The sequence below is a fragment of the Streptomyces sp. GDS52 genome, from assembly GCF_052246875.1.
Lineage (GTDB): Bacteria > Actinomycetota > Actinomycetes > Streptomycetales > Streptomycetaceae > Streptomyces > Streptomyces cathayae.
This window is the reverse complement of sequence record NZ_CM125966.1, coordinates 4020607-4046800: the sequence shown is the minus strand read 5'-3', so window position 1 is coordinate 4046800 and position 26194 is coordinate 4020607. Positions and strand designations below refer to the sequence as shown.

Genomic DNA, 26194 nt, shown 5'->3' with positions numbered 1-26194 from the left:
GGGGCGGGGACGCCGGGGCGCCGATTCACTCAGGAGTGACTCAAATCCCGAGAACGGGAACGGAATCTTCCCAAGCAGATCACTAACTTGCATATAGTGACCGCGAGTTGCGCGCAGTTGTCGGCCCTCGTTCCGGAAGCGACCCCGAAACCGGTTCCGGCGACCCCATGGACCGTCCGAGGGCCGCGCGGACAACACGCGTGGACAACACGCGTGGACAGCACGTGTGCACAACACGCGTGGACAGCACGTACAAACGACACGGGCAGACGACGGCGTATGCCCAGCGGACCCGACCGAGGACCCGACCGAGGACCCTGATTGATGACCTCTCCCCTGCTCCCCGGCGACCGCCCCACCCCCCGCAGCCTGCTGCCCGTCCCCCTGCTCACCGCGGCACTCTCCGCGATCGGGGTCGTCGTCGCGGTGCTCCTGGGACCGGCCTCCGCGCGCCCCGTCCTCACGGCGGCCGGAGTGGTCGCCGCCCTGCTGCTGTGCGCGGCCGTCACCTGGGCCACCCACGCCGCCCTGACGGCGCGGGCGCTCCGCGGGCGACTGGAGGAGGTCTCCCAGGACGTCGGCCGGCTGCTCCAGGAGCGCGCCCGGCAGGCGGAGGAGGCCCGCCGCCAGCACGAGCGGCTGACCGGCGAACTCACCCGGGAACGGGCCCGGTTGTCGGCCGACCTGGACCAGGAGCGGGACCGCCTCGCGAAGTCCGTGGCGGCGGAGCGCGAACGCCTCAACGAGCAGCACGCCACCACCACGGCCCGGTCGGCGCAGGAGCACACCGCCGAGCGGAGGCGGCTCACGGAGGAACACACCGCCGAACTCTCCCGTCTCACCGACGCCCACGCCGCCGAACTCACCCGGCTGAGGGAGGACCACGTCGCCGAGCTCTCCCGGCTCGCCGACGAGCACGCCGGGGAACTGCGCCGGCGCGCCGAGGAACACGACGCCCACACCGCCGGACTGGTGCGGCAGCACGCCGACGAGCGCGACCGGCTCGACGCGGACCTCAAGCGGATCGGCGAGGAGCGGGCGCGGCTGTCCCAGGACCGGGACCGGCACATCGGGGAGAACGCGCGGCTGGCCGTCCGGCTGCGCGAGGCCGACAGTGCCCGCGCCGCCGCGCTGTCCGCGACGGCCAACGCGGCCGGCCGGATGCAGGCCCTGTCCACCGGCATGCTCGCGGACCTGCGCGCGATGGAGGACAAGCACCACGACGAGGAGGTCCTCGCCGACCTCCTCCACCTCGACCACCGCACCGCGCAGGCGGGCAGGCTCGCCGACTCCGTCGCCGTCCTCACCGGCGCCCGCTCGGGCCGCCGCTGGGCCCGGCCGATCCGCATGGAGTCGATCCTGCGCGGCGCCATGGGCAGGATCAGCGGCTACCGGCGCGTCCGCGTCCACTCCGCCGCCGACACCGCCGTCGCCGGGCACGCCGCCGAGGGCGTGATGCACGCGCTCGCCGAACTCCTCGACAACGCGGCCAACTTCTCGCCGCCGACCGCCGAGGTCCACGTCTACGTGGAGGAGGTGCCGGCCGGCGTCATCGTCTCCGTCGAGGACAGCGGGCTCGTCATGGGCGAGGCCCAGCTGCGGCGTGCCGAGCGTGCGGTCTCCGGCGAGACCAGCGGGCTCGGCGGCCTCACCGGCACCCGGCTCGGACTCGCCGTGGTGGGCCGGCTGGCCCGGCGCTACGGCCTCCGGGTCTCCTACCGGCCCTCGGCCCGCGGCGGCACGGGCGTCCTGATGCTCGTACCGCAGGACATCCTCGTATCGCCGGACGCGCCCCACACCCCGCCCGCCGGCGCCCCCGCCCGCACCGAAGCGCACACCCGGCCCGCACGGCCCGCACGCTCCGGGCCCGAGGCACCGGCGGGCGCGGCACCCGAGCCGTCCGCGTCGGGCCTCCCCCAGCGCCACCACACCCGCCCGGCCGAGGCACCGGCCGTCCACCCCGCCGACGCCACGGCCCCGGCGGAAACGGACCCCGCGGCCACACCGGCGCCCGCGGCGGCGAACAGCCACTCGTACGCGGCACACCGCGCCGGAGCCGACCTCGACCCCGACCCGGTGCCCACCCACGAGTCCCCGGACCGGCACACGGACCCGAGCCCGAACACAGGCACAGGCGCAGGCGCAGGCACGGACGCCTCCACACCGGACGAGTCCCCGCTCGGCCTCCCGCGCCGCCGCCGCGGCCGCACCCTCGCCGAGGCCGAGCGCACCCGGAGCGCCGGGACCCGCGCCACCACCCCGCGCCCCGCGCCGCCCACCGCCGAGGAGACGAGGGCCCGCACGGCCCGCTTCAGCAGCTTCCGCCAGGCCGTCCGCGCCACCGCCCCGGACGACGCGGCGCCCTGCCCGGAAGCAGCACCCTGCACAGAAACGGACACCGGCACGAGCACAGGCACAGACAGAGGCACGAGCACAGACAGAGGCACCGGCACAGACACCGGCGCACGCACCACCCCCCTCGACACCCCCACCCCGACCCCGACCTCCACCCCCGTAACACCGGAAGGCGACACCACCTCATGACCGGCACGACGACCGCCGACGAGAAGCTCACCTGGCTGATAGAGGGCCTGTTGGAGCGCACGCCGGGCGCGCGGCACGCGCTCGTGCTGTCCAGGGACGGCCTGAAACTGTGCCGCACCCCCGAGCTCTCCGCCGACCAGGCCGACCAGCTCGCCGCGATCGCCGCGGGCATCCAGTCCCTGTCGCACGGCGCGTCCGTGGAGTTCGGTGACGGCAGCGGAGGCGTCAGGTCGGCGATGACCGAGTTCTACGGCGGCGTGCTGTTCATCGTGGAGGCCGGCCAGGGCGCGCATCTGGCCGTCGTCACCGACGAGGACGCCGACGCCGGGCTCATCGGGCACAACATGAGCGAGCTGGTGGAGCAGCTCGGGGAGCACCTGACCGCGCCGCCGCGCACCTCATGAGCAGGCCTGGCAGGGACGACGCCCCCGACCGGCTCTACACCGTCACCGGCGGACGCAGCCGGTCCGGGGCCGACAACCCCTTCGACCTGGTGACCCTGGTCGTCGCCGAATGCGATCCGGTGCCGGGCATGCAGTCCGAGCACGCCGCGATCCTGCGGCTGACCGAACGACCCACGGCGGTCGTGGAGATCGCGGCCGAGCTGAAGCTGCCGGTGAGCATCACCCGCATCCTGCTCGCCGACCTCCAGGCGGCGGGACGGGTCAGCGCCCGCCACCCCCGCCAGGCCGCCGTACCCGACCCCGACATCCTGGAGCAGGTGCTCGTTGGACTCCGCAACCTCTGAGACGCGTACACCGCTGGGCGCGTCGGCCGACAACGGCCTCAAGATCGTGGTCGTGGGCGGCTTCGGCGCCGGCAAGACGACGATGGTCCGCTCGGTGAGCGAGATACGTCCCCTCAACACCGAGGAGACCATGACCCGGGCCGGGGAGGCCGTCGACGACGTCAGCGCGGTGAGCGGCAAGACCGCGACCACCGTCGCCTTCGACTTCGGCCGCATCACCCTGGACCGGCGCAATGTGCTGTACCTGTTCGGAGCGCCCGGCCAGGAACGCTTCTGGTTCCTGTGGGACCGGCTGTTCTCCGGCACCCTGGGCGCGGTCGTCCTGGTCGACACCCGGCGCATCGACGATTCCTGGTACGCCATCGACCGGCTGGAGAAGCACGGCACCCCGTTCATCGTGGCCTGCAACGACTTCGGCGGCCCCGCCTTCGCCCCGGAGCAGATCCGCGAGGCCCTCGACCTCGATCCGCACGTCCCGCTGGTCACCTGCGACGCCCGGTCCCGGGAGTCCAGCAAGCTGGTGCTGATCACGCTGGTGGAGCACATCCAGGCCCGCTACGCCGACCCGGCCCGAGCCTCCCGTCAGGAGCTGGTGTGAGCCCCACCCCCGCGTCCCCGGCCGCCCCCGTCGCCCTCAGCGGGCCCCTGCTCCAGGACGACCCCGCCGGGGTGTACCGGACGATGCGGCGCGACCACGGCAGCGTGGTCCCGGTGCTGCTCGACGGCGACGTACCGGCCTGGCTGGTGCTCGGCTACCGCGAACTGCACCAGGTCACCGGCGACCCGGTGCTGTTCAGCCGCGACTCCGACCTGTGGAGCCAGTGGGAGGACATCCCCGACGACTGGCCGCTGCTGCCGATGATCGGCCGCAAGCAGCCCTCCATCCTCTACACCGTCGGCGAGCGGCACCGCGAGCGGGCCGCGATGCTGGTGCACGCGCTGGAGGCGGTGGACCCGTTCGAACTGCGCGGCTACGCCGAGAAGTTCGCCGACGAACTGATCGACGGCATCTGCCCCCAGGGCACCGCCGACATCATCGGCGAGTTCGCGATGCTGCTGCCGGTGCGCGTACTGGCCCGGCTCTACGGCTTCTCCGACGAGCAGGGGCCGGCCCTGGTCACCGCCCTCAACGACATGATCGACGGACGGGAGCGGGCGCTCGCGGGCCAGGCCCACCTGTTCACGTCGATGACCGAACTGGTGGCCGCCCGCGGGAAGGCGCCCGCCGAGGACGTGGCGTCGCGGATGCTCGCCGACACCTCCGGGTTCACCGACGAGGAGATCGTCCAGGACCTGATGGTGATGATGGCGGCCGGGCACCAGCCGACCGCCGACTGGATCGGCAACTCCCTGCACCTGATGCTGACGGACAACCGGTTCGCCGCGTCCCTGTTCGGCGGCCGCAACAGCGTCGCCGAGGCGATGAACGAGGTGCTGTGGGAGGACACCCCCACCCAGAACGTGGCCGGCCGCTGGGCCTCCCGCGACACCCAGCTGGGCGGTCGCCGCATCCGCGCCGGTGACATGCTGCTCCTCGGCCTCCAGGGCGCCAACTCCGATCCCCAGGTGCGTACCGACGGCTCCGCCCTGACCGGCGGGAACGGCGCGCACTTCTCCTTCGGGCACGGGGAGCACCGGTGCCCGTTCCCGGCTCAGGAGATCGCCGAGGTGATCGCGCGGACCGGCATCGAGGTCGTCCTGGACCGGCTGCCGGACATCGACCTCGCGGTGCCGGCCGCGTCCCTGACCCGCCGCCCCTCGCCGTGGCTGCGCGGGCTGTCCGAACTTCCGGTCACCTTCACACCCACTCCCGCCCTTGGAGGCAAGCTCAGATGACGGCTGCTGGTACGGACTCTCCCACCACCACGACGGACACCGGCCAGACCCCCATCCACCTCGACCCGTTCGTCTCCGACCTGGAGTCGGAGAGCGCGGCGCTGCGGGCCGCCGGGCCCCTCGCACGCGTGGTCCTGCCCGGCGACGTACCGGTGTGGGCGGTCACGCACCACGCCGAGGCGAAGAAGCTGCTCACCGACCCCCGGCTGGTGAAGGACATCAACGTCTGGGGCGCCTGGCAGCGCGGCGAGATCGCCCCCGACTGGCCGCTGATCGGGCTCGCCAACCCGCCCCGCTCCATGCTCACCGTGGACGGCGCCGACCACCGCCGGCTGCGCACCCTGGTCGCCCAGGCGCTCACCCCGCGCCGGGTGGAGCAGATGCGCGGCCGGATCACGGAGCTGACCGAGGGCCTGCTGGACAAGGTGGCCGCGGAGCCGGGTGACACGGTCGACCTGAAGGCCCTGTTCGCCTACCCGCTGCCGATGTACGTGGTCGCCGACCTGATGGGGCTCGCCGAGGAGCGGCTGCCGCGGCTGAAGGAGCTGTTCGAGAAGTTCTTCTCGACGCAGACCCCGCCGGAAGAGGTCATCGCGACGCTGACCGAACTGGCGCAGATCATGGCCGAGACGGTCGCGCGCAAGCGGGAGAACCCCGGCGACGACCTGACGTCCGCGCTGATCCAGGCGTCCGAGGACGGCAGCCGGCTCACCGACCAGGAGATCGTCTTCACGCTCCAGTTGATGATCGCGGCCGGTCACGAGACGACGATCTCGCTCATCGTCAACGCGGTGGTCAACCTCTCCCTCCACCCCGAGCAGCGCGAGCTGGTGCTGTCCGGTAAGGCGGACTGGTCGGCGGTGGTCGAGGAGACCCTGCGGTACTCCACGCCCACCTCCCACGTGCTGATCCGGTTCGCCACCGAGGACGTACCGGTCGGTGACAAGGTCCTGCCCGCCGGGGAGGCGCTGATCGTGTCGTACGCCGCGATCGGCCGCGACGAGCAGGCCCACGGTCCGAGCGCCGGCGTCTTCGACATCACCCGCGACACCGCCAACCGGCACATCTCCTTCGGGCACGGCCCGCACGTGTGCCCCGGCGCGGCCCTCTCCCGCCTGGAGGCGGGCGTCGCCCTGCCGGCCCTGTACGCGCGCTTCCCGAAGCTGGACCTGGCGGTCCCGGCGACCGAACTCCGCAACAAGCCGGTGGTCACCCAGAACGACCTGTACGAGCTACCGGTGACCCTCGGCGGCTGACCTTTCCGAACCGGCCTTCGGGGCGGCTTTCGGGCCGGCCTCCGGGACAGCTTTCGAGAAGCCTTCGGGGTCCTTCGGGGCGGCTTTCGGGACAACCTCCGGGGCGGCTGGACGGGGATTCGACCCCCGTCCCGCCGCCCCACCGCCCTGCCCCGGCCCTTCCCCCCACCGGCTGATTCGTGTCTCAGCCGACGGACGAGATTGCACCCGGGTTTCCCGGAGCCGCTAGGCTCCTTCCGTGGCTGAGATCCGGATTCCTGCTGACATCAAGCCCGCCGACGGTCGTTTCGGCGCGGGTCCCTCCAAGGTGCGGACGGAAGCGCTGGACGCGCTGGCCGCGACCGGCACGTCCCTGCTGGGCACCTCCCACCGCCAGGCCCCGGTGAAGAACCTGGTCGGCGAAGTGCGCGAGGGCATCCGTGAGCTGTTCCAGCTCCCCGAGGGCTACGAGGTCGTCCTCGGCAACGGCGGCTCCACCGCGTTCTGGGACATCGCCACCCACGGCCTGATCGAGAACAGGTCGCAGCACCTCACCTTCGGCGAGTTCAGCTCCAAGTTCGCCAAGGCGGCCAAGCTCGCCCCCTGGCTCGCCGAGCCGGACGTCGTCTCCGCCGACCCGGGCACGCACCCCGAACCGGTCGCCGCGGCGGGCGTGGACGTCTACGCCCTCACCCACAACGAGACCTCCACCGGTGTCGCCATGCCCATCAAGCGGGTGTCCGGCGCCGACGAGGGCTCCCTGGTCCTCGTGGACGCGACGAGCGGCGCCGGCGGCCTGCCCGTCGACATCGCCGAGACGGACGTCTACTACTTCGCCCCGCAGAAGTCCTTCGCCTCCGAGGGCGGCCTGTGGATCGGCGTCTTCTCCCCGGCCGCCATCGAGCGCGCCGAGCGCGTCCACGCGTCCGGCCGCCACATCCCGGAGTTCTTCTCGCTCCCCACGGCGATCGACAACTCCCGCAAGAACCAGACGTACAACACCCCCGCCCTGTCCACCGTCTTCCTCCTCAACGAGCAGCTGAAGTGGATCAACGGCCAGGGCGGCCTGGACTGGGCGGTCCGTCGCACCGCCACCTCGGCCCGCACGCTGTACGGCTGGGCGGAGGACGTGAAGTTCGCGAACCCGTTCGTCACCGACCCGGCCAAGCGCTCCCAGGTCATCGGCACCATCGACTTCACCGACGAGGTCGACGCCGCCGCGATCGCCAAGGTGCTGCGCGCCAACGGCATCGTCGACACCGAGCCCTACCGCAAGCTCGGCCGCAACCAGCTCCGCGTCGCCATGTTCCCGGCGATCGACCCGGCGGACGTCGAGGCCCTGACGAAGTGCGTCGACTACGTCATCGAGCAGCTCTGACTTCCGCTCCCCGTACGGCGACGAAGGGCACCCGGTGAATCACCCATCGGGTGCCCTTCGCGCATCCATACGCTCTACTCCTCGACGAACAGTTCCTCGGCGTGCGCCACGCTCAGGGAGCGGTCGAGCCAGGTCCCCAGCACATCGAGATCGGTGCAGTGGTTGACCCTCTCCCGGACGGACTCGGAGACCTCGACACCCCGCACATCGAGAATGTGCAGAATGTCCTCGGCCTTGCCCTCAGCCTTGCCCTCGGCCTGCCCCTCGGCGCGGCCTTCGAGCCAGGACTCTTCGACAATCGTGTTGCTGCCCGGAAAGTTCGGGGTGTAAGTGGCCATCAGATGCCTCCAGTAGTCACGACCTGGGCCCTCACCCAGACCGATTTCGACGATTTCCGCCCAGTCCACGCGGTCCACGCCCCCACCCTCGTCCGCCTCGATGTGCCCCTTGAACCCGGACTTGTGGGCGTTGTCCGCCACTCCTGACGCCAGCGCGTCCAGTATCGCAGTCAGCCCCGGATCCTTGGCGTAGGCGAGCGCGGAGAAGACGGCGACTCCAAGGTCCTGGGCCACCTCGTCCGCCTCGGTGATCACGGGGAGAATTCCAGGCCCCAGGACCAGCGGGTAGACAACCATGCTCGTGTGGAACCCACGACCGACACGGATCGGTTCCGCCGCCCACGACGCGGTCGCCTTGTCCTTACACACCACCAGAAGGAACGGCGGCAACCGGTACTTGGCATACATGTGAGCCAAGTAGTACGTCCAGCTGTTGTGCTTGTCCGGATCCGGCTTCCCCTGCGACTCGACGGCGAGCACGAAGCCGCCCTCCTCACCAGCCACACGCACCCGGAACACACTGTCCACTCGGCGCTCAAGCGGCCTGATCTCTGTGAGATCGGTATCCAGGGGCTCGATCTCGGTGTGCTCCGGGAAACCGATGCCCGCCCGTGGCAGAAGCCGGGCCACCAGCCCCGGATCCACCCGGAAAATCTGGTGCAACGCTTCATGTGGTGAACTAACCATGCAACAGAACGTAATCGCACGAGCACACCTTGAGCGAACATTCATGGCGAACTCAGCCATACGAGTGAACATGCCAGTGACCTATGCCAGACCATCGGACACTGACGCGTGGCTGGGCGGGTGTATGGGACAGCGGTCTTCGGGTTGTCTCACCGCAGGTGGCCACTGTGGACGGGGAATCCCACGATCCCCGCCACCCTGGCGGCATGTCCGGCGACCTTGCGTACCGGTTCGTGCCACAGCCGGCTGTGGCACAGCGCATCGGGGCATCGGCGGACATCAGACCGGCGTCGCCGCGATGCCCCTACGTGATCGAGCATCTGTGGACGACAGCCGTACGTGACTGAGGGGCGTCCGGCGGGTCATCCATCCGCCGGACGCCCCTCAGTATGACGCCGGGGCTGATACTTGACGGCCCTCGCGCGCGGCACTACCCGAACTGGCGCAGGAACGCCCGCCAGCTCTCGCGGGAGACGATGAGGAGGGGGCCGCCGCGCTGCTTGCTGTCACGGACGGCTCGGCCACCGGGTGCCGTTTCGGCGACCTCTACGCAGTTACTCTCCGCCTGGGAGTAGGACGACTTCCGGAAGGGTCCTATAACCTCGGTCACGATGCGTCTTCCTTCAAACTCCGCAGTACGCCCCGAATGAGCTTCACGCTCGCGTCCGGCGCCAGTGCCGACGATCGTAGTAGGTCGTACATATTGGCGTAAGCGGTGAGGTCTTCCGATCCCTCGAGGACCGATGTCCCTCTCAGGTTCTCCAGGGTCACAGCTTCTACCACCGGCTCGGAATCGAAGCTGAACGTGGAAAAGGCGGACGTCACCGCTCCGAGTACGCCCGTACCGGACGGCAGCACTTGCACTGTGACGTTCTTCCGCTGTGCGAGCTCCAGGATCGCGGCAAGTTGCTCCCGATGAACCTCAGCGCGCACCAATGGATGTGCGATGACTGGCTCCCAAAGGATGGCGGAGTAGGTTGCCCCACCCTCCTCGATCTTCGACTGCCGTCCCTCTCGCACCTTCAGCAACTGGGCGACCCGGTCCGGAGCGATGTAGTTGGGGCTTCCCGCAGTGATCGCCTCGGCATAAGCCGGGGTCTGCAAGAGCCCTGGGACGAGTACCGGCTGCCACTCCCGGATGTATGTCGCGTCGTCCTCCAGCGCGATGTGGTCGAGGTAGTCCGGGCGCAGGTGCGCCGCATGCTCCAGCCACCAGCCCCGTTTCTTGGAGTGCTTGGCCAACTCCTCCAGTTTCGACCGCACTTCCGGGGTCGTGACACCGTACGCGTCCAGCAGCAGCCGCACCTCGATGACACGTGCGGTGACGTGTCCGGTCTCAAGACGGCTGACTCTGGCCTGGCTTGACGCGATGACCTCGGCGGCCTGCGGCTGGTCGAGCTTGGCGGCCAGCCGGTACTGCCTGAGCGCCGTACCCAGACGCCTGCTGCGCACCGTCGGCCGTCCACCTGCGGGCATGGGCCCTCCCCTCTCCTGCGGCAAAGATGCCACACAGGTCGACAGCCCTGAGAGCACATCACTCGATCGAGTGGACGAGTGCATGCATTCATTCAAGCGCATTTCACACATGTCGATTTCAGCCGTAGCTTCCCAAAAGCGCCGCGGACCAGCGCACGTCGGCGTTACGTCAGGAGGAACGGCACCCCATGCCCGTAACCGAAACCTTCCGCATCCCCCAGCACAGACGGCACGTCCCCACTGCCCGCCAGCAGGTGCGCAAAGCCCTGGCGAACTGGGGAATCACCGACCACCTCGCCGACAGCGTGACCTTGTCGGCAAACGAACTCGTCACCAACACCGTGACCCGCTGCCGGGTCTCCTGCGCCCAGGTCGAGGTGAAACTCAGCTTGCGCAAGGCGCATTTGGCGCTGGAGGTCTCCGACCCCGACAGGGACAGGCTCCCCCGGTTGCACGACTCCGCTCCGGACGAGGAGGGCGGACGCGGACTGGCACTCGTGGAGGCCCTGGCCGACGAACGGGGTTGCCGGCAGGGGCCCTACACGAAGTGCGTGTGGGCGCTGTTCGTGCTCGGCGAGGCGGAGGGGGCTCGTGTTCCGTCGGCTCCGTGAAATGCTCGCCCGACGCTCGTGCAGCGCCCGGGACCTCGCCCGCGAGGACTGGACGCCGGACCCGTACGTGGTGCGGCTGCCGAACCCGTACGACGCCCGATGGCAGCGCTGGCACAAGCGCTTCCGCGCCGCAGGCCGGTATCTACCTTTTCCTCTCGACGAGGAGTACTGGGAGGCACCAAAACGCCTACCCCCGATGCCGTCGGGAAGTTCACCACGAACGCCGCCTGGCTTACTCTGGCCGTGATCAACCACAACCTCGCCCGCATGCTCGGCTGTCTGACCTCCGCGTTCCACGCAAGGGCCCGCACCAGCACGATTTGCCACCAACTGACCTTCTTTTCCGCCCGGTTGTCCACTGGCGCGCGCACCCTGACCTTCCACCTGCCCAAACGCCGGTCCTGGCAGAGCACCCTCGAGGCGTTGCGGACGGCGGCCTGCTACGCCTGCGGACCTGACCTGCCAGCCGCTCTGCCCACCACAGCCAAAAACCTCGGAGCCCCTGCCACCGGGACAGCCACCCGGCGATCGCGCCCACCAGTAGAAACCCGACCCGGAATCAGCCGGGAAAATACTCACGGAATCGGCTCGGTGGGTCCAGGCTCAGATTGTGGTGATGACCTGAGGGTTCACGAATTGGGTGTAGTAGTCAGCTTCGTATTCGACGGGCGGCATGTGGCCCAACTCGCCATGGAGTCTTCGGTGGTTGTACCAATCAGCCCACTCGGCGGTGGCCAACTCGAACGAGCCGAAAGGGTCCGCCAGCAAGCTGACGGACCCTCATGCAAGAACGCGGCTAGTCAGATACCGGTCGCCAGCGTCCTGCCTCCTTGAGGGCTACTCGCGCTGCCCACGCGGTCATGACCAGCGCGAGTGTCATCACTACTGTGAGGCTCCAGCCTATGAGCGTGACAGGGAGTCCTTCGGCGCGGATGGGAGGTCCCTGCATAGGCAGGGTGAGAACCACAGCAGCGCAGACGCCGACAAGCGTCGCACAGAAGAAGGCACCCAGAAAGACAAGCAGTGTCGTCCAGGCGAACAGACGCCTGTTTCCTGCCATGACGATGGTGGGTGCCAGAGTTTTGGAGAAGCGCAGGAACTCGGCCATGTTGGCCAGGCAGGTGGCGAAGGCAAGGATGGCCAGCGTAGCCATCGCGAACATGGGCAGCCACCAGTTGTGTTCCCGGTGGGTGGCCAGGGTCGCTGTCCACTCGTCGCCGGGGACGGTGACGTGCCATCCCGGCATGAGAGTCCGGTTGGCCAGGTGCTTGACTGCTGCTTCGTCGACCTTGTGGCCTCTGGACGCGATGACCTGGAGTGTGCGCAGGTTCTCTGTGGCGTGCACAACGCCTCGCTCGACAGCGGCTGTGCCGTCCGCCATGGCGTCCGCGGTTTGCAGCAGCGCCCGTCCGCGGTCGGAGTCGACCTTCTGGACAGAAGTCGTCAGAACCTGCCGGTCCTTGGACGGGACGGGCAAGCCGGCTTGCCTCAGGGCTGCGTCACTACCGAGAACCCGAGTATGCGTTCGCATTTCAGGGCTGTCACTGCTGTAGACGGCCAGTACCTTCTGGCCGTCGGGCAACGCGGTAATGAAGGACTGCAACTGCTGGGGTGAGTTGCGGTCGATACCATCTACCACCACGACGGAGGAGTCGAGCATCCGCTGGGTTGCCAGGGCCTTCGCGTCGGACTCCGTGGTCCGGTTGTTCCAGGTGTAGAGCTGGGCCGACAGGCCGATCAGCAGAACAATGCTGGTGACGACACGGGTCACGGCAGCCGGACTGGCTGCGACCCACCGACCGGCGAGCAGAGCCACTGGACGCCCCGCTCGCTGGCCCCACCAGCCGATGAGTCGACCCAACTGTGTGGTGAGGGCTGACAGAGCCGCGGGCAGCAGCAGAAGCGCGGTCAGGGAACCTGCAGCGTAGGGCAGCAGGAACAATATTTCGTTGTCCTGGGCGGTGAACAGACCAGGGCCGAAGAAGGCAACGGCGAACGCCACGGGGCACAGCCATCGCGCGGTGCGTACCAGTGCGCGGCCCTGGTGTCCATCTGGGCGTACCCCGATGCTGCTGGTGGTCCGCGGCTGGACGGTGACCGCTGCTGTGAGTACTACGAGTGCTGCCAATCCGGCGCTGGCGAAGAACGGCAGCAGATGGGGCTTCAGGTAGTCGACGGTCATCATGTAGTTGACCTTGGGCAAATTCCAGTTGGAGCCTTGCCAGAAATACATCACCAAGATGGCCAGAGCGGCTCCGGTCAGGACCGGCGGCACTGTCTCACCCAGGTCGACAAGAAGTCGGTGACGCCGGGAAGCTCCCATCGCGTGGAGTATCGACTGACGTCGGTCTCGCTTCACGGAGCCGGTGCGGCACGCAATGACAGTGAGCGCCAAGGAGGGGACCAGGCACGTTGCGATGATGAGGACGTAGAAGCCGGTGGCCGGCTGAATGTTCAGCGGCTCTCCGAAGACAGTACCCTCAGGGTTACCCCACGCCGAGACATAAAGCCCCTCTTTCATGGGCTTGGCCGGGCGTACATAAATGAGAGGCTCGGAGATACTGGCCAGGCCTTCGGGTTCCAGGCGGACGTCCATCTCTCCGTAGCGGGAGGTGATGCTCTCGTGCTGGCCGGCCAGTTCGGCGCCGTAGGACACTGCGGAGTGGCCCGGTGCCGGCCAGTGTCGAAGCCCGGGGGGCGGCGGCGAGTCCTTGCGGAGCGGCTGAATGTAGATCACGGAGTACTGCCGTCCCGCGACGGTGTCAGCCGATTCCATCCAGCGAGCAATGGCCTGCCCTGCCTGCTGTTCAGGAACGGTGACCGGGCTGCGTGCCGCTTGTGCGGCCTCGCGACCCGAGTAGGTGGCCGACACCACGACGCAGGCCGCGAACGACAATGCCAGTGCGAGAGTTGCCACGCACATGGCGACCAACCGAATCCTGCCGCTCTCGGCACCCCGGGCCGCACTTCGTCCGATGCGTAGCAGTGATGCCACAGCTCCCAACGAAGCCCGGTCACGGTTCTTGTGACTGGTGTTCATGCTCCGCTGCCCGCCCGCTCTGCCATATGGAAGGCTCCTTGGCGCAGCACCATGTGCTCGTCGGCACGGTCAGCGATGGAGGCATCGTGTGTGACAACGAGCAGGCCGCAGTTCCACTGTTTCGGCAGAGAGAACAGCAATGTGGCCACGCTGTCGCGGTTCTCCTCATCGAGAGCACCCGTGGGCTCGTCGGCAAGCAGCAACACAGGCTCATTAATGAGGGCCCGGGCAACCGCGACTCGCTGCCTCTCGCCACCGGACAAATCGACTGTCGCTGTATCGCGTGCTCCCGCGACGGCGAGGTCTTCCAGGAGTTCTTCGGCACGTGAAAATGCCTCGTCGCGCTTTCGTCCGGCAAGCAGCGCGGCGAGAGCGACGTTCTCGACCGGAGACAGCTCGGGTAGCAGTTCCGCGAACTGGAACACCATGCCGATGGAGTCACGGCGGTGTTTGGTAAGCCGCCCGGGCCGCATGCGGGTAATATCCTCGCCCGCAATCTCAATGCGCCCCGATTTCGGTTTAATCAGACCCAAAAGACACATCAATAGAGTTGATTTACCGCTGCCGGATGGGCCCGTGATCGCCACGGAATGCCCAGAATCAACTGTCAGTGCTGCTCCGCCCAGAAGTGTGCGGCCAGGTACTTCATAACGTAGTCCGGTCACGGTAAGCACGGAATCGGCAGCGGGTGGCGGGAGGGGTGGCATTCGGTTCCTTCAGGATCAAAGTTGACAACGGCTGGGTCGCCTCCCTGGAAGAGGACGACCCAGCCGTTTCAATTATCGGTGCGTGCCAGCGCGGCTCAGTAGGCCCAGGAACCGTAGCGGTCCTCGCCGGCGATCTGCTGCTCGCGGACGCGCAGCTTTGTCACGCTACTTCCCTCTCCGCTGGAGGCACAGGTGGAAGAACCCGTATGGTTCCACTTGGTCAGCAGGTTGCTGGGGTTCGCGGAGCGGTAGTACTCGCCGGCAACCGAGTGGTTGTCCATGTCGGTGTCGCAAACCTCGACGGTCTGCCGGTTGTACCAGGTCCGAGCCGTCCCCGCCCCACTGAGTGATGCGTAGATCTCGGCAGCGGAAGCCGGAGCCGCCATCGCCATGACACTCGCCCCGATCAGCACTGCCATTACCGCAGCCTTTATGCGCATGTAAATCGTTCCCCTCCTAGAAAATACCCGGTGCAGCTATCAGCAGGAACGTATCAACTGTCCCCCTTAGGGGGGAATCACTTTTTCAGCCACCTTGATCAACTAGCAATGCGACTCAATGTGCAATTCCATCCGGCCCCGCGTGAAATAAAAAGCTGATAAATCAGGCAAAATAGATCTCGAAATCTGTGATCTGGCCTAAAACTTTCGGGATCGGACCGCTCCTGCTGTTCATGGAAGTGCGCAGGCGAGGGGGCAAGCCTGCCCTATAGGGGAGTTTTGGAAGCTTTTCGTCTGCTGTGTTCGTAGTGGATGCGGCGGGCGACGGTCTGGTGAGCTCGGCGCCACAGCAGCCGGGCGAAGACGACGGTATGCGGGATGGTGACGTGCCACAGGGGCTGGTGGAGCAGGCGGCGGATCTCCTCGGCGGCGTGGGCGATCAGTGGTCGGGGGTCGGGTGTGTGGTCAACGGCGGTCAGAACATGGCGGGTTGTGTGTCGGTACCGTCTTTGGCTGCGGTGCCGGTGTCGGGTGAGGCCAGGCGGGCGGTGCGAGTGGTGCTGACGGACAAAAACGCGAAGGCGGCGCAAGCCAGGGCGTCGTGCTGGTGCCACGGTTCCCGCTTGCGGACCTCGTCCTGGCCCAAGCCGCAGTCGGATTTCGCGGTCTCGAAGCAGTCCTCCACTACCCACCGCAAGCCCGCGATCTTCGCGAGGGTGGGCAGGGTGGTGCCGGTACGGGCGAGCACGATGAAGTAGGCCACCTCGTTCGGGTCGCTGATCGAGCGGCGTACGAGCAGCAGGTGCAACCAGCCGCGGCGGGGCGAGCCGGCCGATGAGGGCCAGGACACCTCGGCCAGGGCCCGGTCGTAGAAACGCTCACCCTGTAAGGGGCGGAGTGGATCCTGAAAGTATCGACCCCGGACGGGAACAGACTTCCGAGGCTCCACCAATCCGGCCTCGACGGGGAGGGCGGACGCGGACTGGCACTCGTGGAGGCCCTGGCCAAGGCGTGGGGTTGCCGGCAGGGGCCGTACACGAAGTGCGTGTGGGCGCTGTTCGCGCTCGGCGAGCCGGAGAGCGCTTACGTTCCGTCAGCTCTGTGAGGCACTCGCCCGACACCGCGGGGCCGGAGGAAGGTACCCATGCCGAAAACCGTGAGCAGTCGGCGGGCATGTTCACTCAAGCGCTCAAAAGAGCGGCATCAGGACAGTGATGGCCAAAGCGCTCACACCTTTCAGCACCACACCCGCAGTGTGGTCGGTAGGGCTTCCGGTCACTGCTTCCCCTTCGCTGTCTCCGGCCCTTTGGCGGGCCGGACAGCGGTCACCATGGGCCAGATCAGGCTGTAAAGGATGACGCAGCCCCCCAGCGCACAACGTGATCAGTATTGTCCCGGGTGGCCTTGATCCAGCACCCGGATCCAGCCAGTGCGCAGGACGGCTGGGACGGTGCGGGCGTTCCGGGTATGCCTGCGCCCGCCGTTGCGTCGGGTTCTCTCAGGGCAGCCCGTTCACCGCTCCGGCTTCAGGGTGGTGTCGGGCCGCAGGAAGCGGTGGAGGATCAGGCGCAGGGTGGGGAGCTGGGCGGCCGGGCTGAAGGTGGGGTCGGTGGCGGCGCTGGTGTAGAGGGCGGCGATGAGGGCCATGACCCATGCCGCGGTGTCGTCCGGGTCCAGGTCGGGGTCGATCTGGCCTGCCGCGGCCGCGTTCCGCAGCAGGGTGAGGATGGTGGACTGCTCCTCGTCGTTGTCGCGGCTCAGCAGCGCTTCGAGCTCGGGATCGCGGTAGGCCTGGACCATCGCCTCCATGACGAGGGCGGGGACCAGCGGCTCCATGGCGGGGGCGGCGAGAAGGTCCACGGTGTCGAGGAGGGCGGTCCACGGGTCGTCGGCGGTGCGGGCTGCGGCGAGACGCTCGGCCTTGGTGGTGCCGTCGTCCTCGTCGTCCTCGAAGACGGCGTGGAAGATCGCACGCTTGTTGGGGAAGTAGTGGAACAGGTTGCCCGCGCTCATGCCGGCGGCCTTGCAGATCTCCGCCGTGGTGGTGCGCTCGAAGCCTTTGGCGGCGAAGAGTTCGGCCGCGGCGTTGATGATGTGCCGGCGCCGTGCCTGGCGCCTGGCCGGGTCGACTGTCCTCATCGGGGCCTCTTTCCGGTCAACTCTCGACTCCGGCCTTCGGACGGATATTAATAGACTGAGTGCTCGGTCTATTATTGCCCGGCGCAGGAAGCGAAGGGGAACATGGACATGAACAAGGGAACGGGGCGGGAGCCGCAGGGGAGCCGGCTCACCGTGCTCCGGCAGTCGACTTTGATCACCGTGTGCGTTTATGCCGCTTTCGGACTGTTGGGGGCGGGTGTCGGGTGGCTCATCGGCCCCCTGGCCGACTGGCTGGTGACACTGCCCTGGGCACCGTTGCAGGGACCGGCCGAGCTGGTCGCGTCCCTCCCCGCTCCGGCACTGTCCGCCGCGGGTGCGGTGGCAGGCCTGGTTCTCGGACTGGTCGCCCAGTACGAGCAGTTGGTGGTTCGCCTGTCGGACGATCGCGTTGCGCTCACCCGCAAGGGGCGGCAACAGGATTTCCCGCGCGACGCCGTCGCCACAGTGTTCCGGGACGGCAAGCAACTCGTCCTGCTCGGCCACGACGGTGGCGAACTCACTCGGCAGGAGTGCGACCTGGACACCGGCCGCCTCGCCGACGCCTTCACCGAGCACGGCTATGCGTGGGCGGACGTCGATCCGCACCAGGGCGAGTTCCGCCGCTGGGTCCCGGGGACTCCCGGACTCCCGGAGGGCGCGAACGCCCTTCTCAAGACCCGCCAGGAGTCGCTGGAGAAGAAGGGCTCCTCCGACGACGTCGAGGAACTCCGCGAAGAACTGGCCCGTCTCGGCGTCGTGGTGCGGGACGAGAAGCGACGCCAGTACTGGAGGACCTTCCACCAGGCAGGTCCGGCCGCGGAATGAAGGGCGGTGGGGCCGTTGAGGCCGTGCCCCTCGGTGTGCCAGTAGCCCTCGCCCGCCATCGCAGTGCGCACCGGGCTCTCGCCCCGCTCCACCGCACCGGCCGACGGCGCACCCGCCAACGGCAGCAGGAACGCCGCCACGACCACGCACAGCGCTCTTCGCAAGCTGCGGAACATGTCACCGCTTCCCCTCGGAGGGACGGGCCCGGAACATATGGGAGCGCTCCCATCACCCTGCACCCCCATGCAAGCCATGCCACATGAACACGTCAAGGAGGCGGGCAGGGCCCATTTCCCCGAACACCGCCCGGGCTGCCCGTCCTGGACGGGCTGGAGGTTCTGGCCCGTCGACGGGCCAGCGGATGACAGACCGGCGGATCGGTGTCTGGATGGAGGTATGACCACCTCGCACACGCACCCGGAACGCACCACCCACCCGGAGCTGGCGGACTTCGCCGGACAGTGGGCGGTGCTGCTCACCAGTCACCGCAGGAACGGCACGGGCGTGGACACCGCCGTCAACCTCGCCGTGGAGGGCGACCACGCCTACTTCCGCACTCCCGGCAAGGCCAAGAAGGTCACACGCCTGCGCCTCGATCCGCTGGTGGAGCTGGCCCCCGCCACCCCCGACGGCAAGCCGGTCGGACCGGAGATGCGTGCCCGGGCCCGGCTGCTGAACCAGGGGAGCAGGGAGGACCGGCACGCGGCACGGCTGCTGCGGCGCAAGTACCCGGTCGTGCAGGGTGCCTTGGTCCCGCTCGCGCACCGGCTGATGCGGACACGGACGCTTCACTACGAGGTGCGGACGGCACCCACGGACGGCACGTGACCGGACGGCACGTGACCGCCCGCCGGTTCAGCCCCGCCGACGCCGGCGCCCCAGCCCGAACAGGACCGCGCAGACGACGGCCACGGCGGCCACGGCACCGATCGTGAGTCCGTCACCGGAGCCGGCACCGCCCTCCGAGCCCTCGTCCCCCGCCTGCGAGCCCCCGCCCGAAGAACCCGAGGCACCCGACGAGGACGCCGAGCCCGAGCCGCCCCCGCCGGGCGCCTCCCGGGCCTCGACCGGGCTCTGCTCGCCCTCGCTCCCGTACATCAGCCGGGAGCCGTCGGCGGAGTAGCTGACGGACTCGCCCTGCCCCTGGAGCGGCACGCTGAGCCGCTCCTTGCGCTCGATCTTCCCGTCCCGGGCGTCGTCCCACGCGTAGTGGATCCCGCCGAAATAGCCGCGTACGGCGAGCTGCCGGCCGTCCGGGGAGAACGCGGCGTCGGTGGCCCACAGCTCGACGGGTGCGATGGGCTCGAAGACGTTGCCGCCCGAGGCGGAGAGTTCGGCCGGCCCCTCGTACAGGTGCCCGCCCTCCTCCTTCTTGTCGACGATGTAGACGCGTCCGGTCTTCGGGTGCACGACGAGGGACTCGGCGTCGCGGGCGCCGTCGGAGTAGGTCACGACGTACTGCGTGGCGCGTACGGTCTGGTCCCTCAGCTCCTTCGGCTCGGGCAGCTCGTAGATCCACACATGCGGCCAGGTGCCGCCGAGGTTGTCGCCGATGTCGCCGACGAAGATCCGGTTGTCCGGCCCGATGGAGATGGCCTCGACGTCCCGGGGCGTGCCGATGCCGGTGAGGGTGAGCCGGGCGACGGTGTCGCCGGTGGCGCTGTCGACGGCGTAGAGGTAGGGGCCGTCGTCGCTGTCGTTGTGGGTCCAGTAGACGCCCGGGTGGAGGCGGGAGGCGGCGAGACCGCTGGACTCGGTGATGCGCGGGTCCTTGATCGTGAACCCCTCGTCGCCGTCGGCTGCCAAGGCGGGTGCGGCGGGTGCGGTGAGCGCGGCGCTCACCGCGAGGAGAAGGGCCGCGGCGGGCAGGGCGAAGGATCGGCGCATGCCCCAAGACTGCCATCACACCGCTGACTTGACGGCAGGTGGTCGGTCTCACATCGCGGTGGCCGGACTGATCGACGATGATGACCGGGTGCTCAGGTTCATGCCCGTCGGCGACTCGATGACCATCGGGAGCGCGGGTGAACACACCTGGCGCTACCGCCTGTGGCAGCACCTGTGCACGGAGTACGGCGGCCCCTTCACCTTCGTCGGCCCGCGCGAGACGCTGCACGACCAGGTGGCGGACGCCCCCACCTCGTACGCCTACGCCGAGCCCGACTTCCCCCGGGCCCACCTGGCCGGCTGGGGCGAGGGCTGGCAGCACATGGCGCCGCTGATCGGCGAGAGCGTCCGGTCCCAGCGGGCCGACGTGCTCCTGGTCTCCCTGGGCCTGATCGACCTCGGCTTCTACACGAACGCCGAGCAGACCGCGGACAACGTCCGTGCCTTCGTCGCCGGGGCGCGGGCGGCCAACCGCCGCGTCCGGCTGGTCCTGCTCCCGGTGATACCCAACATCCGCGCGGAGGCCGACCCGTCCTTCGCAGGCGAGGTCACCCGCTTCAACGAGCTGCTCGCGAAGACGGCCGCCGACCTCGACACCCCGGGCTCCCCGCTCCTCCTGGCCGCCGTCCCGCCGTCGTACGACTTCCACACCGACACCTACGACGGCACCCACCCCAACGCGAGCGGCGAACACAAGATCGCGGAGGCCTTCGCGGAGACGATGTACGAGGGCTGGGAGCTGGGCGGGCCCTACTCCGCGTCCTGCACGCCATAACCGGCGACGGCGCTGCGGCGGCATATGCGCCTCTCCCCGTGTCCCGGTCACCGTGCGTATCGTTGTACCTCGCGGTTGCACCCGTCCATGGGGGCAGCCGGGGAGGAGTGCCACGATGACCGTCGTAGACGACAGGATCGCCATGGCCGACACCAACACACAGCGCTTGGACGAGTGGTTCGAGCGTCTGGAGCGGATGCCCGTCCCCGAAGGATTCAGGGTCGAGATCGTCGGGGGCAACGTCTACATGACACCGCAGCGGGACACCCATTGGGGGATCATCCGCCGGATCGTACGAGCCATCGAGGACAGGTTCGGGATGGACGTGCCGGTGTTCTCGGACGTCCGCATCGACTTCCCAGGCCACGAGAACGGCCTCTGCCCCGACGTGGCCGTGCTTCGCGCCTCCGCCGAGAAGGACGGCGAAGGCCGCTGGCGCTACGAGGACGTCGAGTTCGTCTTCGAGGTCATCTCCGAGGGCACGGCCGCCAACGACTACGGCCCGAAGAAGGCCGCCTACGCGACCGCCGAGGTACCCCTCTACGTCATCGCCGACCCCTACCGGGGTCGCTGCTACGTCTACACCGACCCCAAGAACGGCGACTACGTCACCAGGACGCGGGTGGACTTCGGCGACGACATCGATCTGACGGGCACCGTGGCCGACCTGACCATGAGGACCAGCGGCTTCCCCCGGGACCGGCCTCCCCTTGCATAGAGCGCGCTCCAGGACGTTGGCTTGGTGCTCATGGAGTACACACAGCTCGGACGCACGGGACTCAAGGTCGGTCGGCTCGTCCTCGGGACGATGAACTTCGGTCCGCAGACCGACGAGGCCGACAGCCACGCCATCATGGACGCGGCGCTGGACGCCGGTATCAATCTTTTCGACACCGCCAACGTGTACGGCTGGGGCGAGAACAAGGGCCGCACCGAGGAGATCATCGGCAACTGGTTCGCCCAGGGCGGCGAGCGGCGCGACAAGGTCGTGCTCGCCACCAAGGTGTACGGGAACATGGGCGCCGACGGTGAGGCGTGGCCCAACCACGACAAGCTGTCCGCCCTGAACATCCGGCGGGCCGTGGACGCCTCGCTGAAGCGGCTGCAGACGGACCACATCGACCTCTACCAGTTCCACCACATCGACCGCAGCACGCGGTTCGACGAGATCTGGCAGGCGATCGACGTCCTGATCCAGCAGGGGAAGATCCTTTACGTGGGGTCGTCCAACTTCCCCGGGTACAAGATCGCCCAGGCCAACGAAGTCGCGGCCCGGCGCGGCGGGACCATCGGCCTGGTGAGCGAGCAGTGCCTGTACAACCTCGTCGAGCGCCGCGCCGAGATGGAGGTCATCCCGGCCGCGCAGGACTACGGGCTCGGGGTCATCCCCTGGTCGCCGCTGCAGGGCGGTCTGCTGGGCGGCGTCCTCAAGAAGGAGGCCACCCAGGGGCGCCGGGCGTCCGGGCGGGCCGCCGAAACGCTCGCCGACCCCACCGCCCGCGCCCAGATCCAGGCGTACGAGGACCTGCTCGACAAGCACGGCATCGAGCCCGGCGAGGCCGCGCTGGCCTGGCTGCTCACCCGGCCCGGGGTGACGGGGCCGATCGTCGGTCCGCGCACCACCGAGCAGCTGGCGTCGGCGCTGCGGGCGGTCGAGCTGGAGCTGAGCGAGGAGCTGCTGTCCTCGCTGGACGAGATCTTCCCGGGCCCGGGGCCGTCCCCGGAGGCCTTCGCCTGGTAGGACGCCGCCTTCCCGGCGGGCATGCCGGGATCGCCGGGGGTGCCTGGTGGCGGCGGGGCTAGTTTCCGAGCGCCGCCGCCACGGCCACTACCGCGAACATCAGTACAAGCGCACCGGCCATGATCCGGTTCCGGGTTTTCGGGTCCACGCCCTCGAGCCTAACCGGCCGCGCCGAGTGGGCAGCGCGCGACCACCTCGTAACGGGGCTGTTCGCCCGGCACCCCCGACCTCGGCAGGTTGCTGCGCACCAGCGCCACCTCGCCCACGGTCCAGGTGCGGCTCCGGAACCGCCCCAGGGCCTCCACGTACTGCCGTACGTCGGCACCGGTCCGGCTGCGGGCCAGCGTCAGGTGGGCCTTGTAGCGGCGGTGCTCCCCCATCGCCACGCCCGCCCTGCGCCCCGCCGCCTCCGTACGGTCGGCGAGCAGGCTCAGGGCGTGCAGGTCACCGTCCGCCCCGGTCCACAGGGTCCGCCCGTGGCCGAACCGGCCACCGCCGCACAGCGCCAGCTCGAAGGGTCCGCTCCGGGACGCGGCCCGTTCCAGGCGGGCGGTCAGCTCGGGGACGAGGTCGTCGTCGACCTCTCCGTAGAAGGCCAGCGTGAAGTGCCAATCAGCGGCTCCGCCGCGGGGCCATCCGGGAACCCCGGTCCAGCGCAGGGCGTCCGCGCCGGGCAGCCGCCGCAGTTCCTCGACCTCGACGGCGAGCTCACGGATCACGTCCTCGGGCGGCACCACGGCGGCGAAGAGTCTCATGCCTCCAGTCTCACCGGGGAACGCGTGTACGCCCACGCGTGTCCTGGTCACCGTGCGTATCGTTGTACTGCGCGGCTGCGCCCGTCCGGGGCGCAGCCGGGGAGGAGCGCCACGATGACCGTCCTTGACGACAGGATCGAGATGGCCGACACCGGAGACGAGCTCACGCTCGACGCGATGTTCGAGTGGCTGGAGAAGATGCCCATCCCCGAGGGATACAAGACCGAGATCGTCGGGGGCCACATCTTCATGACGCCGCAGCGCCGCGCCCACTGGGACATCATCCTGAACATCGTCGAGCAACTACGCGCCAAGTACCCGCGCGAGCGTGTGACGTCCGACGTCCGCATGGACTACCCGGGACGTCTCAACGGGCTCGCGCCCGACGTGGTGGGGCTCGCGGAGGACGCCAAGGAGGACGCCCACGGACGCTGGCGCCACGAGGACGTCGAGTTCATCGCCGAGGTGATCTCCAAGGACACCGCAGCCAACGACTACGGCCCGAAGAAGGACACGTACGCCTCCGTCGGCGTCCCCGTCTACCTGATCGTGGACCCGTACACCGGTGAGTGGCACCTGCACACGTTGCCGAAGGACGGCAGGTACCACGGCACCGTCAGTCTCCCCTTCGGCAAGGAGGTCGACCTGACCGGGACGGTCGTCGGTCTGGTGCTCAAGACCGACGAGTTCCCCCGCGCCTGATCGCGGGGGAACTCGTCGGGGCAGCGGGTCCGGCCGTCAGGCCGGCGGCGTCAGGCCACCGCCGTCAGCTCCCGTTGCCGCTCCCGCGGTACGAACCGCACCCGGGGGTGGCCGTGGTCCCAGCCGACCGTCAGGCGCAGGTTGCCGACGCGGGCCAGGATCAGACCGATCACCGCGGCGGCGAGGACCGCGACGGCACCGCCCATCGCGAAGCCGATACGGGCGCCGTAGGTGTCGGTGATCCAGCCGACGATCGGGGCGCCGACGGGCGCGCCGCCGAGGAAGACCATCATGTACAGGGCCATGACGCGGCCGCGTACGGCCGGGTCGGTGGACATCTGGATGCTGGTGTTGGTGGTGACGTTGACCGTCATGGCGAACAGGCCGATCGGGATCATGAGCAGGGCGAACAGCCACAGGGTGGGTGCCCCGGCCGCCACGATCTCCAGTCCGCCGAAGGCCAGCGCGGCCAGGATCAGCAGCCGCAGACGGGCCGTGCCGCGCCGGGCGGCGAGCAGGGCGCCGGCCAGGGAGCCGACCGCCATCAGGGTGTTGAACAGGCTGTAGACGCCCGCGCCCCCGTGGAAGACGTCGTCGGCGAAGGCCGAGAGATAGACGGGGAAGTTGAAGGCGAACGTGCCGATGAAGCCGACCAGGACGATCGGCCAGACCAGCTCGGGACGCCCGGCGACATAGCGCAGCCCCTCCCGCAGCTGCCCCTTGCCGCGCGGTGCGGGCGTGACGGCGTGCAGTTCGCGGGCCCGCATCATCATCAGGCCGGCCAGCGGCGCGATGAAGGACAGGCCGTTGAGGAGGAACGCCCAGCCCGTGCCGACGCCGGTGATCAGCAGGCCCGCGACGGCGGGACCGACCAGGCGGGCGGACTGGAAGTTCGCGGAGTTCAGGCTGACCGCGTTCTGCAGCTGACCGGGGCCGACCAGCTCGGCCACGAAGGACTGGCGGGCGGGGTTGTCGACCACCGTCGCCAGACCGGTGACGAAGGCGGCGAGGTAGACGTGCCAGACCTCGACCCGTCCGGTGAGGGTGAGGGCGGCGAGCACCAGCGAGGTGAGGGCCATCGCCGACTGGGTGACGAGCAGCGTGGGCCGCTTGCGCAGGCGGTCCACGAGGACGCCGCCGTACAGGCCGAACAGCAGCATCGGCAGGAACTGCAGGGCCGTGGTGATGCCGACGGCGGCCGAGGAGGCGGTGAGGGTGAGCACCAGCCAGTCCTGGGCGATGCGCTGCATCCAGGTGCCGATGTTGGAGACGACCTGGCCGATGAAGAACAGGCGGTAGTTCCTGATCTGCAGCGAGGAGAACATCCGGGACGTGCGGATGCTCCGTCCCGGTTTCCCCGGGTCGGGCGGGGTGTCACCGCCGGTGGGGGTGGAGCGGGTGTCAGGTCCGGGGGCGGAGTCTGCTCCGGGTCCCGTACTCAAAGTTCGCCTCCTAGCGAAAACTGCTGGTGTTCCTAGAGGTGCGCGAGCTTCTCCAGCACCGGTGCGGCGGCACGGAGTTTCGCCCATTCGTCCTCGTCGAGCTCCTCGGCGAGGGTGGCCAGGAAGACGTTCCGCTTGCGGCGGCTCTCGTGGAGCATCGCCTCGGCCTGTTCGGTCTGCGTCACGACCTTCTGGCGCCGGTCGTCGGGGTGCGGCTCCAGCCGGACCAGTCCCTTGCCCTCCAGCAGGGCCACGATGCGGGTCATCGAGGGCGGCTGGACGTGTTCCTTGCGGGCGAGCTCGCCCGGGGTGGCCCGACCGCAGCGGGTGAGGGTGCCCAGCACCGACATCTCGGTGGGGCTGAGGGATTCGTCGACGCGCTGGTGCCTGAGTCGACGGGAGAGTCGCATCACGGCGGAACGAAGGGCGTTGACGGCGGCCGCGTCGTCGCCATGGCTGAGGTCCGGCATGTTCTTTAGCGTAACTCATTACCTTCGCTAAAGGACCGACCGGGGCGCACCCGAATCCCGCCCGCACTCGTGACATCGGCCACTCGTGTCGCGGATCACACCACAGAGCACGCCATAAACCACTCGTACGAGTGATCCCTGAGCGGAACAGGGCACACCGGGCCGGGAAGTACGGCAAGGCTCATGCCCATGGGGACCGACGTACTCAGCCTGCGCATGGACCAGGAACTGCTCGAAAGACTCCGGAGCCATGCCGCCAAACGCGGAATGAGCGTCCAGGACTATGTCGTCCAGACGCTCATTCGCGATGACTTCGACCAGCGGTTCCAGACCGCCGTCGAGGAGACGGAGAAGTTCTACGGCGTCACCTGAGCCCGTACCGGGCCGGGCCAGGTCGGGCCGGGCCCAGGTCGGGCCA

Annotated in this window: 27 protein-coding genes and 1 pseudogene; 15 read left to right on the top strand and 13 right to left on the bottom strand. The window is 68.9% G+C overall.

Annotated elements, in window-relative coordinates; all coding sequences use genetic code 11:
- The first annotated feature begins 324 nt into the window (after positions 1-324).
- The 7 genes from ACTWJ9_RS18545 to serC all read left to right on the top strand — a co-directional run bounded on the left by ACTWJ9_RS18545 (position 325) and on the right by serC (position 7741).
- Complete coding sequence (locus ACTWJ9_RS18545; protein ID WP_443294453.1) at positions 325-2544, top strand: ATP-binding protein; 2220 nt, start codon at positions 325-327, stop codon at positions 2542-2544.
- Positions 2541-2948 (top strand): roadblock/LC7 domain-containing protein, encoded by a 408-nt coding sequence (locus ACTWJ9_RS18540; protein WP_279335345.1) that lies wholly within the window; start codon positions 2541-2543, stop codon positions 2946-2948. The genes ACTWJ9_RS18545 and ACTWJ9_RS18540 overlap by 4 nt, the downstream gene beginning before the upstream one ends.
- Positions 2945-3292: a DUF742 domain-containing protein gene (locus ACTWJ9_RS18535; RefSeq protein ID WP_109379351.1), complete on the top strand. Its 348-nt coding sequence runs from the start codon at positions 2945-2947 to the stop codon at positions 3290-3292. The genes ACTWJ9_RS18540 and ACTWJ9_RS18535 overlap by 4 nt, the downstream gene beginning before the upstream one ends.
- Positions 3273-3890, top strand: coding sequence for a GTP-binding protein (locus ACTWJ9_RS18530; RefSeq protein WP_279335344.1), 618 nt, complete (start codon positions 3273-3275; stop codon positions 3888-3890). The genes ACTWJ9_RS18535 and ACTWJ9_RS18530 overlap by 20 nt, the downstream gene beginning before the upstream one ends.
- Positions 3887-5128 carry a cytochrome P450 gene (locus tag ACTWJ9_RS18525; protein ID WP_387035511.1) on the top strand — a complete coding sequence of 414 codons (1242 nt, stop codon included), beginning with the start codon at positions 3887-3889 and terminating at the stop codon, positions 5126-5128. The genes ACTWJ9_RS18530 and ACTWJ9_RS18525 overlap by 4 nt, the downstream gene beginning before the upstream one ends.
- Positions 5125-6384 carry a cytochrome P450 family protein gene (locus ACTWJ9_RS18520; protein WP_387035513.1) on the top strand — a complete coding sequence of 420 codons (1260 nt, stop codon included), beginning with the start codon at positions 5125-5127 and terminating at the stop codon, positions 6382-6384. Before ACTWJ9_RS18525 ends, ACTWJ9_RS18520 begins: the two co-directional genes overlap by 4 nt.
- Before the next feature lie 238 nt (positions 6385-6622).
- Positions 6623-7741 (top strand): phosphoserine transaminase, encoded by a 1119-nt coding sequence (gene serC / locus ACTWJ9_RS18515; RefSeq protein ID WP_387035515.1) that lies wholly within the window; start codon positions 6623-6625, stop codon positions 7739-7741.
- Positions 7742-7815: 74 nt separating this feature from the next.
- On the opposite strand, the gene ACTWJ9_RS18510 is transcribed toward serC, so the two are convergent.
- From ACTWJ9_RS18510 to ACTWJ9_RS18500, 3 genes are all read right to left on the bottom strand, one after another.
- Positions 7816-8826: a hypothetical protein gene (locus ACTWJ9_RS18510; protein ID WP_387035517.1), complete on the bottom strand. Its 1011-nt coding sequence runs from the start codon at positions 8824-8826 to the stop codon at positions 7816-7818.
- Positions 8827-9196: 370 nt separating this feature from the next.
- Entirely contained in the window at positions 9197-9376 is a 180-nt protein-coding gene (locus tag ACTWJ9_RS18505) for a DUF397 domain-containing protein (RefSeq protein ID WP_387035519.1), read from the bottom strand.
- The gene (locus ACTWJ9_RS18500; RefSeq protein WP_387035521.1) at positions 9373-10242 is read right to left on the bottom strand and encodes a helix-turn-helix domain-containing protein; all 870 of its coding nucleotides are present in this window, start codon (positions 10240-10242) and stop codon (positions 9373-9375) included. Before ACTWJ9_RS18500 ends, ACTWJ9_RS18505 begins: the two co-directional genes overlap by 4 nt.
- A 188-nt stretch (positions 10243-10430) precedes the next feature.
- Between ACTWJ9_RS18500 and ACTWJ9_RS18495 the strand changes: the two genes are divergently transcribed.
- On the top strand, positions 10431-10853 hold the full coding sequence (locus ACTWJ9_RS18495; RefSeq protein WP_387035524.1) for an ATP-binding protein: 423 nt from the start codon (positions 10431-10433) through the stop codon (positions 10851-10853).
- A gap of 603 nt (positions 10854-11456) precedes the next feature.
- Here ACTWJ9_RS18495 and ACTWJ9_RS18490 read toward each other — a convergent pair.
- The 6 genes and pseudogenes from ACTWJ9_RS18490 to ACTWJ9_RS18465 form a co-directional block, all read right to left on the bottom strand.
- A pseudogene (locus ACTWJ9_RS18490) lies at positions 11457-11594 on the bottom strand (integrase core domain-containing protein); the annotation flags it as partial.
- A 55-nt stretch (positions 11595-11649) separates the two neighbouring features.
- On the bottom strand, positions 11650-13770 hold the full coding sequence (locus ACTWJ9_RS18485; RefSeq protein WP_443294452.1) for an FtsX-like permease family protein: 2121 nt from the start codon (positions 13768-13770) through the stop codon (positions 11650-11652).
- A 119-nt stretch (positions 13771-13889) separates the two neighbouring features.
- On the bottom strand, positions 13890-14600 hold the full coding sequence (locus ACTWJ9_RS18480) for an ABC transporter ATP-binding protein (protein ID WP_387035528.1): 711 nt from the start codon (positions 14598-14600) through the stop codon (positions 13890-13892).
- A 95-nt stretch (positions 14601-14695) separates the two neighbouring features.
- On the bottom strand, positions 14696-15019 hold the full coding sequence (locus ACTWJ9_RS18475) for a hypothetical protein (RefSeq protein WP_443294451.1): 324 nt from the start codon (positions 15017-15019) through the stop codon (positions 14696-14698).
- A gap of 496 nt (positions 15020-15515) precedes the next feature.
- The gene (locus ACTWJ9_RS18470) at positions 15516-15890 is read right to left on the bottom strand and encodes a hypothetical protein (protein ID WP_387035532.1); all 375 of its coding nucleotides are present in this window, start codon (positions 15888-15890) and stop codon (positions 15516-15518) included.
- 662 nt (positions 15891-16552) lie between these two features.
- Entirely contained in the window at positions 16553-17179 is a 627-nt protein-coding gene (locus ACTWJ9_RS18465; protein ID WP_387035535.1) for a TetR/AcrR family transcriptional regulator, read from the bottom strand.
- Between the two features lie 108 nt (positions 17180-17287).
- Between ACTWJ9_RS18465 and ACTWJ9_RS18460 the strand changes: the two genes are divergently transcribed.
- Entirely contained in the window at positions 17288-18004 is a 717-nt protein-coding gene (locus ACTWJ9_RS18460; RefSeq protein WP_443294450.1) for a YqeB family protein, read from the top strand.
- 396 nt (positions 18005-18400) lie between these two features.
- Positions 18401-18832, top strand: a complete 432-nt coding sequence (locus ACTWJ9_RS18455; protein WP_387035539.1) for a PPOX class F420-dependent oxidoreductase — start codon at positions 18401-18403, stop codon at positions 18830-18832.
- A 27-nt stretch (positions 18833-18859) separates the two neighbouring features.
- Here the strand turns inward: ACTWJ9_RS18455 and ACTWJ9_RS18450 are convergent, their stop codons facing one another.
- Positions 18860-19891, bottom strand: coding sequence for a WD40 repeat domain-containing protein (locus tag ACTWJ9_RS18450; protein WP_279335335.1), 1032 nt, complete (start codon positions 19889-19891; stop codon positions 18860-18862).
- 88 nt (positions 19892-19979) lie between these two features.
- Here ACTWJ9_RS18450 and ACTWJ9_RS18445 point away from each other — a divergent pair, with 88 nt between their 5' ends.
- The 3 genes from ACTWJ9_RS18445 (at position 19980) to ACTWJ9_RS18435 (ending at position 22407) form a co-directional block, all read left to right on the top strand.
- Positions 19980-20666, top strand: coding sequence for an SGNH/GDSL hydrolase family protein (locus ACTWJ9_RS18445; RefSeq protein WP_279338013.1), 687 nt, complete (start codon positions 19980-19982; stop codon positions 20664-20666).
- Between the two features lie 115 nt (positions 20667-20781).
- Positions 20782-21384, top strand: coding sequence for a Uma2 family endonuclease (locus ACTWJ9_RS18440; RefSeq protein WP_279335334.1), 603 nt, complete (start codon positions 20782-20784; stop codon positions 21382-21384).
- Between the two features lie 30 nt (positions 21385-21414).
- The gene (locus tag ACTWJ9_RS18435; RefSeq protein WP_279335333.1) at positions 21415-22407 is read left to right on the top strand and encodes an aldo/keto reductase; all 993 of its coding nucleotides are present in this window, start codon (positions 21415-21417) and stop codon (positions 22405-22407) included.
- Positions 22408-22565: 158 nt separating this feature from the next.
- Here the strand turns inward: ACTWJ9_RS18435 and thpR are convergent, their stop codons facing one another.
- Positions 22566-23162, bottom strand: coding sequence for an RNA 2',3'-cyclic phosphodiesterase (gene thpR, locus ACTWJ9_RS18430; protein ID WP_443294449.1), 597 nt, complete (start codon positions 23160-23162; stop codon positions 22566-22568).
- A gap of 114 nt (positions 23163-23276) precedes the next feature.
- Between thpR and ACTWJ9_RS18425 the strand changes: the two genes are divergently transcribed.
- On the top strand, positions 23277-23864 hold the full coding sequence (locus ACTWJ9_RS18425) for a Uma2 family endonuclease (RefSeq protein ID WP_384204988.1): 588 nt from the start codon (positions 23277-23279) through the stop codon (positions 23862-23864).
- Positions 23865-23914: 50 nt separating this feature from the next.
- Here ACTWJ9_RS18425 and ACTWJ9_RS18420 read toward each other — a convergent pair whose 3' ends face one another.
- Both ACTWJ9_RS18420 and ACTWJ9_RS18415 read right to left on the bottom strand, forming a co-directional pair.
- Entirely contained in the window at positions 23915-25306 is a 1392-nt protein-coding gene (locus tag ACTWJ9_RS18420; RefSeq protein ID WP_279335330.1) for an MFS transporter, read from the bottom strand.
- Positions 25307-25338: 32 nt separating this feature from the next.
- A complete protein-coding gene (locus tag ACTWJ9_RS18415; protein ID WP_279335329.1) occupies positions 25339-25776 on the bottom strand; it encodes a MarR family winged helix-turn-helix transcriptional regulator in 438 nt (145 codons plus the stop codon).
- Positions 25777-25965: 189 nt separating this feature from the next.
- Between ACTWJ9_RS18415 and ACTWJ9_RS18410 the strand changes: the two genes are divergently transcribed.
- Positions 25966-26148 (top strand): ribbon-helix-helix protein, CopG family, encoded by a 183-nt coding sequence (locus ACTWJ9_RS18410; RefSeq protein ID WP_109379380.1) that lies wholly within the window; start codon positions 25966-25968, stop codon positions 26146-26148.
- Positions 26149-26194: the final 46 nt, after the last annotated feature.

Coding starts and splice junctions, on each gene's coding strand:
- ACTWJ9_RS18480 (WP_387035528.1), bottom strand. CDS start 14,600: ATGCCACCCCTCCCGCCACCCGCTGCCGATTCCGTGCTTACCGTGACC.
- ACTWJ9_RS18535 (WP_109379351.1), top strand. CDS start 2,945: ATGAGCAGGCCTGGCAGGGACGACGCCCCCGACCGGCTCTACACCGTC.
- ACTWJ9_RS18455 (WP_387035539.1), top strand. CDS start 18,401: ATGACCACCTCGCACACGCACCCGGAACGCACCACCCACCCGGAGCTG.
- ACTWJ9_RS18540 (WP_279335345.1), top strand. CDS start 2,541: ATGACCGGCACGACGACCGCCGACGAGAAGCTCACCTGGCTGATAGAG.
- ACTWJ9_RS18440 (WP_279335334.1), top strand. CDS start 20,782: ATGACCGTCGTAGACGACAGGATCGCCATGGCCGACACCAACACACAG.
- ACTWJ9_RS18465 (WP_387035535.1), bottom strand. CDS start 17,179: ATGAGGACAGTCGACCCGGCCAGGCGCCAGGCACGGCGCCGGCACATC.
- ACTWJ9_RS18545 (WP_443294453.1), top strand. CDS start 325: ATGACCTCTCCCCTGCTCCCCGGCGACCGCCCCACCCCCCGCAGCCTG.
- ACTWJ9_RS18425 (WP_384204988.1), top strand. CDS start 23,277: ATGACCGTCCTTGACGACAGGATCGAGATGGCCGACACCGGAGACGAG.
- ACTWJ9_RS18450 (WP_279335335.1), bottom strand. CDS start 19,891: ATGCGCCGATCCTTCGCCCTGCCCGCCGCGGCCCTTCTCCTCGCGGTG.
- ACTWJ9_RS18410 (WP_109379380.1), top strand. CDS start 25,966: ATGGGGACCGACGTACTCAGCCTGCGCATGGACCAGGAACTGCTCGAA.
- ACTWJ9_RS18435 (WP_279335333.1), top strand. CDS start 21,415: ATGGAGTACACACAGCTCGGACGCACGGGACTCAAGGTCGGTCGGCTC.
- ACTWJ9_RS18460 (WP_443294450.1), top strand. CDS start 17,288: ATGAACAAGGGAACGGGGCGGGAGCCGCAGGGGAGCCGGCTCACCGTG.
- ACTWJ9_RS18520 (WP_387035513.1), top strand. CDS start 5,125: ATGACGGCTGCTGGTACGGACTCTCCCACCACCACGACGGACACCGGC.
- ACTWJ9_RS18500 (WP_387035521.1), bottom strand. CDS start 10,242: ATGCCCGCAGGTGGACGGCCGACGGTGCGCAGCAGGCGTCTGGGTACG.
- ACTWJ9_RS18510 (WP_387035517.1), bottom strand. CDS start 8,826: ATGGCTGAGTTCGCCATGAATGTTCGCTCAAGGTGTGCTCGTGCGATT.
- ACTWJ9_RS18415 (WP_279335329.1), bottom strand. CDS start 25,776: ATGCCGGACCTCAGCCATGGCGACGACGCGGCCGCCGTCAACGCCCTT.
- ACTWJ9_RS18495 (WP_387035524.1), top strand. CDS start 10,431: ATGCCCGTAACCGAAACCTTCCGCATCCCCCAGCACAGACGGCACGTC.
- thpR (WP_443294449.1), bottom strand. CDS start 23,162: ATGAGACTCTTCGCCGCCGTGGTGCCGCCCGAGGACGTGATCCGTGAG.
- ACTWJ9_RS18475 (WP_443294451.1), bottom strand. CDS start 15,019: ATGGCAGTGCTGATCGGGGCGAGTGTCATGGCGATGGCGGCTCCGGCT.